The 13,699-nt window shown below is 55.4% G+C and carries 10 protein-coding genes; 5 read left to right on the top strand and 5 right to left on the bottom strand.

Annotated features, from left to right (window positions below; all coding sequences use genetic code 11):
* Both AB5Y92_RS07430 and asd read left to right on the top strand, forming a co-directional pair.
* On the top strand, positions 1–428 hold a 428-nt coding region (locus AB5Y92_RS07430; protein WP_368226242.1), incomplete at its 5' end, for an FAD-dependent oxidoreductase.
* Between the two features lie 361 nt (positions 429–789).
* Positions 790–1,902, top strand: a complete 1,113-nt coding sequence (gene asd / locus AB5Y92_RS07425) for an aspartate-semialdehyde dehydrogenase (RefSeq protein WP_005345266.1) — start codon at positions 790–792, stop codon at positions 1,900–1,902.
* A gap of 107 nt (positions 1,903–2,009) precedes the next feature.
* Here the strand turns inward: asd and fdhD are convergent, their stop codons facing one another.
* The 5 genes from fdhD to AB5Y92_RS07400 all read right to left on the bottom strand — a co-directional run bounded on the left by fdhD (position 2,010) and on the right by AB5Y92_RS07400 (position 8,700).
* Positions 2,010–2,867, bottom strand: a complete 858-nt coding sequence (fdhD, locus tag AB5Y92_RS07420; protein ID WP_368226240.1) for a formate dehydrogenase accessory sulfurtransferase FdhD — start codon at positions 2,865–2,867, stop codon at positions 2,010–2,012.
* Positions 2,864–4,996 (bottom strand): sigma 54-interacting transcriptional regulator, encoded by a 2,133-nt coding sequence (locus AB5Y92_RS07415; protein ID WP_368226237.1) that lies wholly within the window; start codon positions 4,994–4,996, stop codon positions 2,864–2,866. The genes fdhD and AB5Y92_RS07415 overlap by 4 nt, the downstream gene beginning before the upstream one ends.
* A gap of 417 nt (positions 4,997–5,413) precedes the next feature.
* Positions 5,414–5,713, bottom strand: a complete 300-nt coding sequence (locus AB5Y92_RS07410) for a hypothetical protein (protein WP_335839759.1) — start codon at positions 5,711–5,713, stop codon at positions 5,414–5,416.
* Positions 5,714–5,909: 196 nt separating this feature from the next.
* Positions 5,910–8,054: a formate dehydrogenase subunit alpha gene (gene fdhF / locus AB5Y92_RS07405; protein WP_368226234.1), complete on the bottom strand. Its 2,145-nt coding sequence runs from the start codon at positions 8,052–8,054 to the stop codon at positions 5,910–5,912.
* Positions 8,055–8,100: 46 nt separating this feature from the next.
* Positions 8,101–8,700 (bottom strand): 4Fe-4S dicluster domain-containing protein, encoded by a 600-nt coding sequence (locus tag AB5Y92_RS07400; RefSeq protein ID WP_047435276.1) that lies wholly within the window; start codon positions 8,698–8,700, stop codon positions 8,101–8,103.
* 368 nt (positions 8,701–9,068) lie between these two features.
* On the opposite strand from AB5Y92_RS07400, the gene AB5Y92_RS07395 reads away from it, so the two are divergent.
* From AB5Y92_RS07395 to kup, 3 genes are all read left to right on the top strand, one after another.
* Positions 9,069–10,064: a bacteriophage abortive infection AbiH family protein gene (locus AB5Y92_RS07395; protein ID WP_368226232.1), complete on the top strand. Its 996-nt coding sequence runs from the start codon at positions 9,069–9,071 to the stop codon at positions 10,062–10,064.
* A 138-nt stretch (positions 10,065–10,202) separates the two neighbouring features.
* Entirely contained in the window at positions 10,203–11,060 is an 858-nt protein-coding gene (locus tag AB5Y92_RS07390; protein ID WP_368226229.1) for a hypothetical protein, read from the top strand.
* 567 nt (positions 11,061–11,627) lie between these two features.
* On the top strand, positions 11,628–13,496 hold the full coding sequence (gene kup / locus AB5Y92_RS07385; RefSeq protein WP_368226227.1) for a low affinity potassium transporter Kup: 1,869 nt from the start codon (positions 11,628–11,630) through the stop codon (positions 13,494–13,496).
* Positions 13,497–13,699: the final 203 nt, after the last annotated feature.

The raw sequence follows: 13,699 nt of genomic DNA, 5'->3' as shown, positions 1-13,699 counted from the left end.
ACTCCCTCACCCTGCCGATGATCAACGCCGAGGCCGCGCCGCGCAGTACCGTGCTCGATGAGACCTACAAGGTGGCCATCACCCGTTTTGACGAGCGGATCCGGGTCGGCGGCATGGCGGAGCTGTCGGGCTACAACCTCGCCTTGAATCCGAGACGCCACGACACTCTGGCAATGGTGGTGGGGGATCTCTTCCCCGAAGGGGGCGATATCAGCCAAGCCGAGTTCTGGACCGGCCTGCGCCCCATGACGCCGGACGGCACCCCGCTTGTAGGGCCAAGCCCCATTCCCGGACTCTGGCTCAATACCGGCCACGGCACCCTGGGCTGGACCATGGCGGCCGGTTCGGGTCAGCTGTTGTGCGATCTTATCAGCGGCAGCGAGCCCGCCATCAGCGATGAGGGGCTCACTCTGGCTCGTTACGGCTAAGCGCCCAAGCTGTCGGGCTGTTTCACTCGCCAACTACGCCCCCAGACAACAGCAGAGAACGTCCTCAACCGCTTTATTGACAGGCCACCGCCATAAACGGTGGCCTTTTCGTCTGATGTTGACCTTCTCCCTCCCCGTCTACCTGAGCGGTGCTCTGGCTGCCGGTTAATGCAGCAAACGGCACAGAATATTGCGCAATTCGACTTGCGCAAGCCGTCACAATCCGTAATGTGGATAGACGCATTTTTCGCAGCGCATATTTTTTAAATGGCCTGTAAACCGCTTGTAAACAGGCGTCGCCAGACAAGGGGTTACGGGTGTCATCGCAAGTTTCTTTAGCAGCAATCCAGGGTAGGACATTATGAAAAAAGTAGGTTTGGTCGGTTGGCGTGGCATGGTGGGATCGGTTCTGATGAGCCGGATGCAGGAAGAGCAGGATTTCGCCCATATTCAACCCACATTCTTCACCACCTCCCAGGCCGGTGAGGCCGCTCCCAACTTCGGCGTCGATGCCGGTACTCTGCAGGACGCCTTCGATATCGAGGCGCTGGCCAAGCAGGATATCATCATCACCGCGCAGGGCGGCGACTACACCAAGGATGTCTATCCACGCCTGAAAGCCGCTGGCTGGCAGGGTTACTGGATTGACGCCGCCTCCTCCCTGCGGATGGAGAAAGACGCCGTCATCATTCTGGATCCGGTCAACGGCGACGTCATCGAGCAGGCCCTGAACGATGGCATCAAGACCTTCGTCGGCGGCAACTGCACCGTCAGCCTGATGCTGCTGGCCCTCGGTGGCCTGTTCAAGGCCGATCTGGTGGAGTGGGTGAGCGTGGCCACCTATCAGGCCGCCTCCGGTGGCGGTGCCCGCCATATGCGCGAGCTGGTTACCCAGATGGGGATGCTGCGTGACGAAGTGGCGGTCGAGCTGGCAGACCCTGCCTCCGCCATTCTCGACATCGAGCGCAAGATCACCGAGAAGACCCGCTCCGGCACCCTGCCGGTAGACAACTTCGGCGTACCGCTGGCCGGTGGCCTTATCCCCTGGATCGACACCAAGCTCGACAACGGCCAGAGCCGTGAAGAGTGGAAGGGTCAGGCCGAGACCAACAAGATTTTGGGTATCGAAAACGCCGTTATTCCGGTGGATGGTCTCTGTGTGCGGATCGGCGCCCTGCGCTGCCACAGCCAGGCGTTCACCATAAAGCTGAAAAAGGATGTGCCGCTGGCGGAGATCGAAGCCCTGCTGGCTGCCCACAACGACTGGGTAAAAGTGATCCCCAACGATCGCGATATCACCGCCCGCGAGCTGACTCCGGCTGCCGTCACCGGCACCCTCAGCATTCCGGTGGGTCGTCTGCGCAAGCTCAATATGGGCCCTGAGTATCTGGCCGCCTTTACCGTGGGTGACCAACTGCTGTGGGGCGCCGCCGAGCCGCTGCGCCGCATGCTGCGTATCCTGCTGGCGCGCTAATCCGCAAGCTAGAGGCAGAAACAACAAGGGCGGGGAGTCACACTCCCCGCCCTTTTTCATTGCCAGTTTTTATAAGCCCTTTAGCAGGTTCTCACTCTTGCAGTCACTTAAAGCAGAATGCGCTGACAGCCGCTGTAGATCTCGGCCCGCCCGGGGCGGCAAAAACCCACCAGCGTCAGCCCTGTCTGCTCGGCCCGCTCGACCGCAAGCTCGGTGGCAGCGGAGATGGCGAGCAAGATCTCCACTCCGGCGCTGGCGCACTTTTGCACCATTTCGAAGCTGGCGCGGCTGGTCACCAGAATGGCGCCGTCACGGCGACCCGTGCGGCACAGATGGCCCACCAGCTTATCCAGCGCAATATGGCGCCCCACATCCTCGCGGATGGCGAGAATATTGCCCTCCCCGTCCAGATGCACCGCCGCATGGGTGGCGCCGGTACGCTGGCCCAGCAGCTGAAGCGGGCGCAGCGCGCTCAATACCTTGTCGATATGGCCCACCGCCAGACGCTGACTATCGGGCAAGCTTGGCTGGGTGCGGATCACCTGCTCCAGACTCTCGCTGCCGCAGATGCCGCAACCGGTGCGCCCCGCCAGCGTGCGCCGCTTCTCTTTGAGGCGATGAATGCAGCGATTGGCCAGGGTGATATGTAGCTCAATCCCCTGACAGCCATCAATCTGCTCGATGTCGTGGATATCGAGCAGGCTGTCGATGATCCCCTCGGATAGCGAAAAACCGATGGCAAAATCCTCCAGATCGGAGGCCGAGCACATCATCACGCTGTGAGCGATGCCGTTGTAGACCAGCGCCACCGGCGTCTCGGAGGGGAGCGCCATCTCGCTGTCGCAGGTCAAGGTATCGGCGCGGTAGTGCACCACCTCGCGGTGGATGGCGCAGCGGGCCAGTTCGTTCTGTTCTCTCTGCTCGCTAAGCTCGTCACGCGCCTCAAGCTCAAGTAGCTCTCTCATGGTGCAACCCCATCGATGATCTCGGGATCTCTGGCCGAAATGCCGAGCCGCTTCATTTTCGAAAGCAAGGTGGTGCGCTTCATGCCGAGACGGTTGGCCGCCCCCCGCTCGCCAGCCACGATGCCGTTGCAGTCGCGCAGGGCCGTGATGATCGCCTCGCGCTCATCGGTCGGCCCCTCCTCGGCAAAGAGCGGCGTGGCGGGCTCGTCATAGACCAGGGTCTCAATCTTGTGGTAACCCTTGAGGGGCATCAGCTCATCGGGCGAGAGGTTGAGCACATGGCCACGGGTCATCACCACGGCGCGCTCGATAACATTCTCCAGCTCGCGGATATTGCCGTACCAGGGGAGCGACACCAGCATCTTCATGGCATCGGCGGGGATGGAGGTGATGGTGCGGCGCATCCGCTTGGCGATCTTCTTGATAAAGAAATTGACCAAGAGCGGAATATCCTCGCGCCGCTCGCGCAGGGGTGGCAGCTCGATAGGAAAGACATTAAGGCGGTAGTAGAGATCGCTTCTGAAACGCTTGTTCTTGACCATGGAGAGCAGATCGCAGTTGGTGGCGGCCACCAGCCGCACATCCACTGCGATGGGGTTGCTGTTGCCCACCCGCTCCAGCTCGTGCTCCTGCAATACCCGTAACAGTTTGGGCTGCAAGTCCAGCGGCATATCCCCCACTTCGTCGAGGAACAGGGTACCCTTGTGGGCCCGCTCGAAGCGGCCGATGCGCTGGGTCAGGGCGCCGGTAAAGGCCCCCTTCTCGTGGCCAAAGAGATCGCTCTCGATAAGGCCGGTGGGGATGGCGGCGCAGTTCACCTTCACCATCTCGTGGTCGTGGCGGGCACTCAGGGCGTGAATGGCCTGGGCTATCAGCTCCTTACCGGTGCCGGTTTCGCCGAGGATCAGCACGGTACTGTCGCTCTCGGCCACCAGCCGCACCTTCTCCAGCACGCTCTCCATCACCGCGCTCTGGTAGATGATGTGGGGGAACTCCCCCTGCATCTGCGGCTCGTTGATGCGAATGGTCTTCTCTTTGGCACCGTTGGTGTTGGAGATCTCCTGCTGGGCCTGCACGTTGTTCATGGCAATGGCGGTGCGCGCCGCTACCTGCTCCAGCAAGGAGATATCGATATCGGCAAAGAAGTCGGCGTTGGGATGCGAGAGGATCAGCACCCCCAGCAGGTTGCCCCGATAGCGCAGCGGCAAAATGCAGGAGCTGTCGGCCTCTGGCGGCAGGATCTGGGAGGTAAAGCGGCAGCGATTACTGCAGCCGTGGCCGTGTTCACGATAGACAAAAAACGGCTCGCTGTGACCAAGGGCCCCCTGCAGGCACTTCTTTTCGAAACAGGAGTGATCGATGATCCCCGGCTGATCGCTCTGGTGCTGATTGACCAGATAGCTCTTGAAGCTGTCGGAGGTGGCGTTGTACTCCGCCAGACACAAGCTGCTGATGCCGAAGTGGTGATGCAGGATGGCAAACAGGCTCTTGGGCAGCTCGGCGATGCGCACCAGTTTGATCACTGCATTGGTCACATCCACCAGAATTTTGCAGCTATCGCGCTCAAGGCGCAAGGAGTTGGCCTGCTCCAGGGTGCGCTCCTTGTCGAGCACGTTCTCCAGCGCAATGGCGATAATGGCCGCCAGCTGGGTCAGTTTGGCAAGGGTCTCCATGGTGAAGCTGTCGAGCTGGGTGTTGATAAACTCGACCCCGCCAAGGTGGCTGCGGGCGGTGGTGATAGGGAGCTGGCAGTAGGAGCGCAGCCCCCCGTAGACCCCTTCGCGATCCAGCGCCGGGCAGCGATTCTCAAAGCGGGCGGCAGCGAGAATGATGGCCTGTTCCGGGGTCTCTTTGGTAGGACGGGGGGAGAGGTGCAGCTCTGCCTTGGGGCAGACCAGATGCTTTGGGCCGGAATGTCCCATGAAATAGAAGATGGCCTCCTCGTCCGCACCCATGTTGAGGATCAGGTTGACCCGGGTCACGCCGCCGAAGCTGGCATCTATCTTGTTGAGTTTGTGGATAAAATCATCGAGCGTCACGGCCGACAGGAGGGATTTGGAGAGCAGGAGGAAACCGTCGTCCCAGATGGGAGAGATCTCGTCCAGGGGGATGGCACTCACATTTAGCATTGCGGCCTCACGTTATATCGATTTAGTCACCAGTCAGGCTGTCCATGCCATCGCATCACGACAAGCACCCGTCACCAAAATAAATAGCCGCAGCCCGTAAAAGCGGCTGCCAATAAGAAAAGCGGTGACGAAAATTGTCGCATGTTGCAATTCCAGAGTTGTTATTAACGAACGACAACAAAAAGTAACATCGTTATCGGGGGATATATTGGAATGGCGACTCATCATAGATGAGCTCAAATTTCATTACAATCCGATTTAATATATCTGATGGCCATATTTAACCTGTTATTTCATCAGTTCTTGATCTCAATTAAGGCGCCCGAAAAGTGGGCCGCCGTCAACTGTCAGATCTGCCCTTTCCTCTTCGCTGGCTGCGGGTTTCGAGATGGGGTTTGCAACCCATCCCTCGGCAATTTACGAGGTGATGATCCGGCTGTGGCAGCACTTCAGGCCACCGAAGATAAAGAGGGCCGACAGGCTCTGGAAGGCCATCAGCAGCCAGCTGGCGTTGTCGGCAAGCTCGGCGGTGACGCTCTGGTGAGTGAGGTAGACCAGCAGGGTGATCACCCCCAGCAGCAGGCCGTTGATCAAGGTGGTGGAAATAAACCCGATCAGCCAGGCACTGGAAATACTCAAGGCAGAAAATACGCTGCTCATGGCAAGCCGTGCCGCCATAAAACAGCCGAAAAAACCGAAGCCCAGCAGAAATATCATCTCGTCGCGCCAAATATAGCAACCTATTCCCAGCAATATCGCCGCCAGATAGGTGCCAATATAGAAAATTCCGAATAAGCGACCAATTTCATGTTGCATCATTTATCCCCTGTTTTTGGGTAATAAAAGGGTGCCCGACTCGATAAATCCGAGTCGGGTTCCCTTATTTGTGCAGAACGTCCTTTTTTAGGGCGGGTCAGCCTTTGGCTGCGCTGCGCAATTTCGCCTTGAGCGCGCTGTATTCAGTCTGGACGTACACTTCCGCCTCAGGCTGATTGTCGATACGCTCAATTTTCACCGCGCAGTACTTGTACTCCGGCGTGTGGGATATGGGATCGACGTGCTCGATGGTGAGCTCGTTGCAGGCCCCGATCCACCACTGGTAGGTCATGTAGACCACCCCGGCGTTGACCCGGTCGTTGTAGTTGGCGCGGGTGATCACCTTGCCACGGCGCGACGAGATCCAGACCAGCGCCTGATCCTTCACCCCGAGCTTTTTGGCATCGCTCGGGTGGATCTGCACATAGCCGGGCTCATCGGCCAGGGTCTGCAGCGCCGAGCAGTTGCCGGTCATGGAGCGGCAGGAGTAGTGACCCACCTCGCGCACGGTGGAGAGCACCAGCGGGTACTCGGCACAGGGCTGCTCCAGCGGCGGCCGCCACTCGGAGGCAATCAGCTGACCCTTGCCGCTCGGGGTAGTGAACACGTTCCCCTCGAACAAAGTGCTGGTGCCCGGGTGATCCTCGGTCGGGCAAGGCCACTGCACACTCTTGAGATCGGCCATCTTGTCGTAGCTGACCCCGGCGTAGAGCGGGCAGAGCGCACGCATCTCGTCCCAGATCTCTTCGGTGTTGTGGTACTCCATGGGGTAACCCATGGCGGTCGCCATCAACGAGAAGATGGCCCAGTCCGGCTTCACGTTCTCAGGGGGCGTCACCGCCTTGTAGAAGCGCTGGAAGCCGCGATCCGCCGAGCTGTAGACCCCTTCGTGCTCGCCCCAGCTGGTGGCGGGCAGAATGACGTCGGCCATCTCGGCAGTCTGGGTCATGAAGATATCCTGCACGATCACCAGCTCCATCCCCGCCAGAGTGCGGCGGAACTGACCGAGATCTGCCTCGGTCTGGGCCGGATCTTCACCGAAGATATAGAAAGCCTTGCACTTGCCCTCCTCCACCTTGTGGCCAAGCTCCGTCAGGCGATAGCCGGGTTTCTGGGACAGAGACTCCACGCCCCACGCCTTGGCGAACTTGGCGCTGATCTCGGGATCGGCCACCGACTGATAACCCGGGAACTGGTGGGGCAGCATCCCCATGTCGCAGGTGCCCTGCACGTTGTTCTGACCACGTACCGGCCCGCAACCGGTGCCACGGCGACCGAAGTTGCCGGTCAGCAGCGCCAGACCCGCCAGCCCCTTGACCACGTCCACCGCCTGCCCGTACTGGGTCACCCCCATGCCCCACAGGATCATGGACGCAGGCGACTCGGCGTAGGTGCGAATGGCGGCGCGGATATCGGCGGCTTTGAGGCCGGTGATCCCCTCGACATATTCCGGGGTGTACTTGGCCACCGTCGCCTTGAAGGTCTCGAACCCTTCGGTGTAGTTGGCGACAAAGGCCTTGTTGTAGAGCCCTTCATTGATCAACACGTTGGCGAAGGCGTTAACCAGCGCCATGTTGGAACCGTTTTTGAGCGGCAGCCACTGATCGGCGATACGAGCGGTCTCCACCATACGGGGATCGCACACAATTACCTTGGCCCCGTTCGCCTTCGCCTTGAGGATATGGCGGGCGACGATGGGGTGAGAGTCAGCAGCGTTGTAACCAAACACCAGCAGGCACTTGGTCTCTTGAATTTCGGGAATGGCGTTGCTCATGGCGCCGTTGCCTACAGTTGTCTCCAGACCGGAGACTGAGGGTGCGTGTCACACCCTCGCGCAGTGGTCGACGTTGTTCGTCCCAATCACCGCACGGGCAAATTTTTGCATCACATAGTTGGCTTCATTGCCCGGGCCACGGGCAGAGCCGGTGGTCATGATGGCGTCCGGGCCATATTTCGCCTTGATGGCAGAGAGACGGCTGCTGGCGAACGCAATCGCTTCATCCCAGGAGACCGCCTCGAACTTGCCACCGCGCTCGCGGCGGATCATCGGGCTTTTGAGACGGGGGGTCAGCAGGTTGGTGTCGTTCAAAAAATCCCAACCGTAATAGCCCTTGAGGCAGAGCTGCCCCTCGTTGGTCCGGCCGTTGGCGCCTTCGGCCCCCACCACCTTATCGTTTTCAACCAGCAGGTTGATTTTGCAACCGGTGCCGCAATAGGGGCACACGGTAATGACTTTTTTCATGACTCACACTCTTGTTTGTTAACGAAAAACGGCTCGGCAAGCCCGCTCACACCCGCGCCGGCATCGCCAGCAGTGCCTCAGCACTGGCCAGCTGCTTCTGCCGGTTCAGGTTTTCAAGATGCTCCGGCGTGACCAGCCGCAGCGCCTGGGTCGGACACACCTCGACACAGGCCGGGCCCGCCTCGCGGTGACGGCAGAGATCGCACTTGAGCGCCTGCGCCTTGGTCTGCGGACGCTTGAAGAGCGAATCGGCAGCGGGTGCCACCTCTTTGAGCACCACCGCCATGGCGCCGTAAGGACAGGCCACCACGCAGGACTTGCAGCCGATGCAGCGCTCCTGCAACACCTTGACGCAACCATCCTCGCTGACGATGGCATTGTTCGGGCAGGCCATGGCGCACGGCTTGTCTTCACACTGGCGGCAAAGCACCGGCGTGGTCACCTTGCTGCCCACGATCACCTTCAGGCGCGGCTGAAAGTAGCTGTCCCTGGAGACCAGATGTCCATCCTCGATGGCAAGATGCAGGCCGCCCTCCCGCTCAAGGGTCCCGCTGCAAGACCCTGACTGGTGTGAAACGGCGCAGGCCACCTCACAGGTACGACACCCAATACAGAGACTGGGATCTGCAATCACGAAGCTGTTCATAGAGAGGGATCCTAAATGGTTCGTTACACCGGGCCGCCCGCCGACAGGCAAAGAGGCGGCCAGCCCCCCATAAAGCATTTATCAGACCAAAACGGGCCAAGGGTGCGATAAAAGTTCACAACCATCTGAAAATAAAGAAGTAATTAGAAAGAATGACGTGCTGATTGCCACCCCTGACGAGGGTGACGACGGGCTGGGAAGTGTGATCGACACGACAAAAGTGACGAGCTCGACACCGGCTGACAAAGGCGTATCGCCCTGCCCTTTCAGCTCAATTGCTCAAGCAGCAACCAATCAATGACTAATTTATTGATCTCGGACAGATTATGCGCCGATTGCCCTTTTTACCCCCTACCCGATTGGATAGCATGTTTCAGTTGGCAACCAGCGCTGTTGAGACCTTCCCCATGCAGATAAATAAGTATGGTTTAAGTATTTTTGCCAAAAATATAGCGAGCAAACTATTTCAAATATTATTTAAGCTACGGAATAATTATCATATGAAAACACTTTATATAATTGGCAATGGGTTTGACCTATGGCATGAATTACCTACAGGCTATAACGACTTTTATGATTTTGCAAAAGATTTCCTCGATGAAATAGAAGAGTACTATTCATTTGATTTACGTTATCACCAGCCTTGGCATGATTTTGAAAATGCGCTTGGTAATTTTGATGCAGAGAATTTCTTGTCGATTCACAATGAGGTCGATGTTAATTCAGAGGATTTTAGACCACGAGATATTTATGGTCTAGAGGATGAGCTTACTGAGCAAACAAAAATTCACGTTTCTAATATCGAAGAAGCATTTACTGACTGGGTTAATAGTATTGATGTAACTGACACAGAACAAAAAATTATTTTCAATACTAATTCAACATTTATTAACTTCAATTACACCTCAACACTTCAATCTGTCTACAACATTGAAGATGATCATGTTCTGCATATTCATGGAAGTGCAGCCAGACACAATGCACTGATTTTTGGCCATGGTGAGAATATTACAGAGCCATCAGAATTTGATAAGGACGGAGAATATAGTGGTCATATGTTTTCAGAAGCAGAAAGTATTGCCAGATATCCTCTGTACGCCCTACGAAAACCTGTTGAAGCAGTATTGGAGAAAAATGAGGAATACTTTTGTAACCTAAATGATATTAACGATGTGGTGATTATCGGCCATTCATTAAATAATATTGATTTGCCATACTTTCAGCGTATCAAGAATCAGGTTGGTGATGTTATGTGGAAAGTTTATTGCTACCAAGCATCAGATAAAGAAAAACATATACAAAGTCTCCTGAAGTGTGGTGTTAGCCGAGGAAAAATTGAAATCATCACTTATGATGAACTCTGATATTCCACAGTAACCCCAAAACAATTTAACCTCACAAACTTGATGACCCAAAATATATTTTAATTTAAATATTTACGGTTGTATTTCTTGCGCGATTGGTTCTGTTAACTGTTTTTCTAAAAACGTTAGGAGTGTGAGTTGAAATTTGAATCAGAGGAAAATGCACAGTTATATGCCCTCAAAGCAACATCAAAGCACGCAACTGAAAATGACTTGCTAAAACGCATTGAGGATTACAAACGTTATCAGGATGCGTATGCTAATGATCAAGAGAAAAAGCAATATTGGCATGAACGAGAAAAAGCCACCAAAAGCTACTTGAATAGTGAATATTACAAGTCAGGGAGATATCACATAGGGATTGATGAGCTAATATTAGACATCATTGAGATTCGCGCGATCATATTTTCTTTTCAGACAGTTAAAACTAATTGCAATCCTTTTGAAACTTATATGTTTCATTCTCAATGGTTATCTGGATGCACTTATAAAATATTCGCATCATACGGAAAACTATTGAGCGGACATAAAGACGACCATTCATTGAAGAATGTTTGGAATAACGTCAGTCATTATATTAAAGATTCTAGCCTTACCTCTATAGAAGAGGTTGACAAACTATCTTCGTTCATAAACGGGATTAATAACAACACATCCAATCCCATGAGATATAGAAACAAAGTCATTGCTCATAATGAACAATTACCAAAAGTTCAGTGGACAGACTTAGATTATGAGCTAAAAGGTTTATGTCGCATATGGTCATTAATCACAATGTGGTGCTCAACAGGTATTATTGCCCCTTTTTATGACAATAAAACCGCTTTTTCAGGCTTAGAATCTGTTGTGAGCTCACTTGAGTTGTCTGAGTTAAAAAATGCTAGGCAAGAATATATTGATAACGTGAGAAGGTGGTGTAAGGAAAGTATTACAACAAACATATCTGATAACAATAACTCTCCTTTTGCTGAGATCTCATTTGGATTTAACGTGTAACTTTCGGTAGAAATTAAGGGGGGATATATTTAGAATCGTAGTACGTTGGGTGCAATAAGCGCAGCGCATTGCACCTCTTGCCTATTTTAATACTTGGTGCAATTCACTTCGTTCATTGCACCCTACATTTTCCCCTTCCAAATAAAGACTCCATTGCTACCCGTCGCCCTCCCCTTTGCCGTCCTGCCAGCAATTAATTAGTCACTATTTTATCGTCTGTTTATCACTCAACTCGGTAAAAAATAGTGGCCAAACCACTTCCCCAGATAAAACAAACGGTTGCCCGCAGAGCGCATGAATATTTCAATCAACGGCCAATTAATAACCTTACTCAAAAGGGCGTTTTGATTATTTATACCTGAGCATGAACCCGCAGAGTGTGTGTCATTATAAGCTTAACGACAGATGAACAGACTGTGTCCCATGAAACGCATCTTTATATCCGATTAGCTCCCTTCCCATCGCAATCCTTTGATTTCCCCCCGATGTTGTATCCACACATACCTGATGTGTTCGGGGCGATCTGCTGTGGCAAACGTGTAAACATCAAACTGACAAGATGAACTCATGAACTGTGATAAACAACAAGCCATGTCCGGCGTCATGCTGGCGGCGATTGGCGTAGTCTATGGCGATATCGGCACCAGCCCGCTCTATACCTTGCGCGAGTGCCTGTCAGGTCAATTCGGGTTCGGCGTCGAGCCGGCCTCCATTCTCGGCTTTCTCTCGCTGATCTTCTGGCTGCTGATCCTGGTGGTGTCGGTCAAGTACCTCTCCTTTGTGATGCGGGCCGACAACGCCGGCGAGGGTGGCATTCTCACCCTGATGTCGCTGGCGACCCGCAACGCCTCCACCCGCTGGACGCCGCTGCTGATCATCCTCGGCCTGATTGGCGGCAGCTTCTTCTATGGCGAGGTGGTGATCACCCCGGCGATGTCGGTGATGTCGGCCATCGAGGGTCTGAGCATTCTCACCCCCGCCCTCGACCCCTATATCGTCACCCTCTCGGTGCTGGTGCTGACCCTGCTGTTTGCCATCCAGAAACATGGCACCGCCATGGTGGGCAAGCTGTTTGCCCCCATCATGCTGATCTGGTTTATGACGCTGGCGGTGCTGGGGCTGCGCGGCATCATCCACAACCCCGAGGTGCTGGGTGCACTCAACCCCATCTGGGCGGTGCGCTTCTTTGTCCAGTACCAGACCACCTCCTTCTTTGCCCTCGGCGCCGTGGTGCTGGCCATCACCGGGGTGGAGGCGCTCTACGCGGATATGGGCCACTTTGGCAAAAATCCAATTCGCCTCGCCTGGTTTATCGTGGTGCTGCCCTCGCTGGTACTCAACTACTTCGGTCAGGGGGCGCTGCTGCTGAGCAATCCCGCAGCCATTGCCAACCCCTTCTTCCTGCTCGCCCCGAAATGGGCGCTGGTGCCGCTGCTGCTCTTGGCAACCATGGCGACGGTGATCGCCTCACAGGCGGTGATCTCCGGGGTCTTCTCCCTGACCCGTCAGGCGGTGCGGCTCGGTTATCTCTCCCCTATTCGCATCGTTCACACCTCCGAGCAGGAGTCCGGCCAGATCTATATTCCGGTCATCAACTGGATGCTCTATATCTCGGTGGTGATCGTCATCATGAGCTTCGAGCACTCCAGCAATCTGGCGGCGGCCTACGGCATCGCGGTGACCGGTACCATGGTCCTCACCTCGATTCTCTCCTGCTCGGTAGCCAAGAACAGCTGGCACTGGAACAGGTATCTGGTGGCCACCCTGTTTGCTGCGCTGCTCTGTATCGACGTGCCGCTGTTTGCCGCCAACCTCGCCAAGATCTTCTCCGGCGGCTGGCTGCCGCTCACCCTGGGCGCGGTGATGTTCACCGTGATGACCAGCTGGAAGAGCGAGCGCTTTCAGCTTATTCGCCGCCTGAACGAGCACGGCAACTCCCTTGAGCCGATGATCGCCTCGCTGGAGAAATCCCCCCCGACCCGGGTGGCTGGTACTGCGGTCTATATGTCGCGGGTGGTCAATGTGATCCCCCATGCGCTGCTCCATAACCTCAAGCACAACAAGGTGCTGCACGAGCGGATCATCCTGCTCACCCTGCGGGTGGAGGAGGTGCCCTACGTCCACAATGTGCGTCGGGTCTGCATCGAGCAGCTCTCCCCCACCTTCTGGCGGGTAGTGGCCAGCTACGGCTGGCGTGAGACTCCGAACGTGGAGGAGATCTTCCACCGCTGTAACGCCGAGGGGCTCAGCTGCCGGATGATGGAGACCTCGTTCTTTATGGCCCACGAGTCGCTCATCATGAAAGACCGCCCCTGGTATCTCTATCTGCGCGGCAAGCTCTTTATGCTGCTGCAGCGCAACGCCCTGCGCGCCCCGGATCAGTTCGAGATCCCGCCCAACCGGGTCATCGAGCTGGGTTCGCAGGTGGATATCTGATGGCGGGTTGATGGCCTCTTGATGGCATTTAAAACGTCAGTAATTAGAGAGGGAGGCATTGGCCTCCCTCTTTTTTTCCGTTAACCCCCATTACCGGCCCCCTCATCCCTAAATAACTGTTCCGAATAGTAGATCACTGGAGGAAGGGAACTCAGCCCAGTTTGTGCGATCTCATTAGTCGCCAAACAAAACAAGCCACACCC

Origin of the sequence: Aeromonas sp. R1-1, from assembly GCF_040908495.1 — a bacterium.
Taxonomy (GTDB): Bacteria; Pseudomonadota; Gammaproteobacteria; order Enterobacterales; family Aeromonadaceae; genus Aeromonas; species Aeromonas veronii.
Note: the sequence above shows the minus strand (reverse complement) of the source record. Positions and strands in the feature narration are given on the sequence as shown.

What these genes read in the sequence shown, in the direction of transcription:
- asd (WP_005345266.1), top strand. Translation starts at nt 790, where the DNA reads ATGAAAAAAGTAGGTTTGGTCGGTTGGCGTGGCATGGTGGGATCGGTT.
- fdhD (WP_368226240.1), bottom strand. Translation starts at nt 2,867, where the DNA reads ATGAGAGAGCTACTTGAGCTTGAGGCGCGTGACGAGCTTAGCGAGCAG.
- AB5Y92_RS07415 (WP_368226237.1), bottom strand. Translation starts at nt 4,996, where the DNA reads ATGCTAAATGTGAGTGCCATCCCCCTGGACGAGATCTCTCCCATCTGG.
- AB5Y92_RS07410 (WP_335839759.1), bottom strand. Translation starts at nt 5,713, where the DNA reads ATGATATTTCTGCTGGGCTTCGGTTTTTTCGGCTGTTTTATGGCGGCA.
- AB5Y92_RS07400 (WP_047435276.1), bottom strand. Translation starts at nt 8,700, where the DNA reads ATGAACAGCTTCGTGATTGCAGATCCCAGTCTCTGTATTGGGTGTCGT.
- AB5Y92_RS07395 (WP_368226232.1), top strand. Translation starts at nt 9,069, where the DNA reads ATGTTTCAGTTGGCAACCAGCGCTGTTGAGACCTTCCCCATGCAGATA.
- kup (WP_368226227.1), top strand. Translation starts at nt 11,628, where the DNA reads ATGAACTGTGATAAACAACAAGCCATGTCCGGCGTCATGCTGGCGGCG.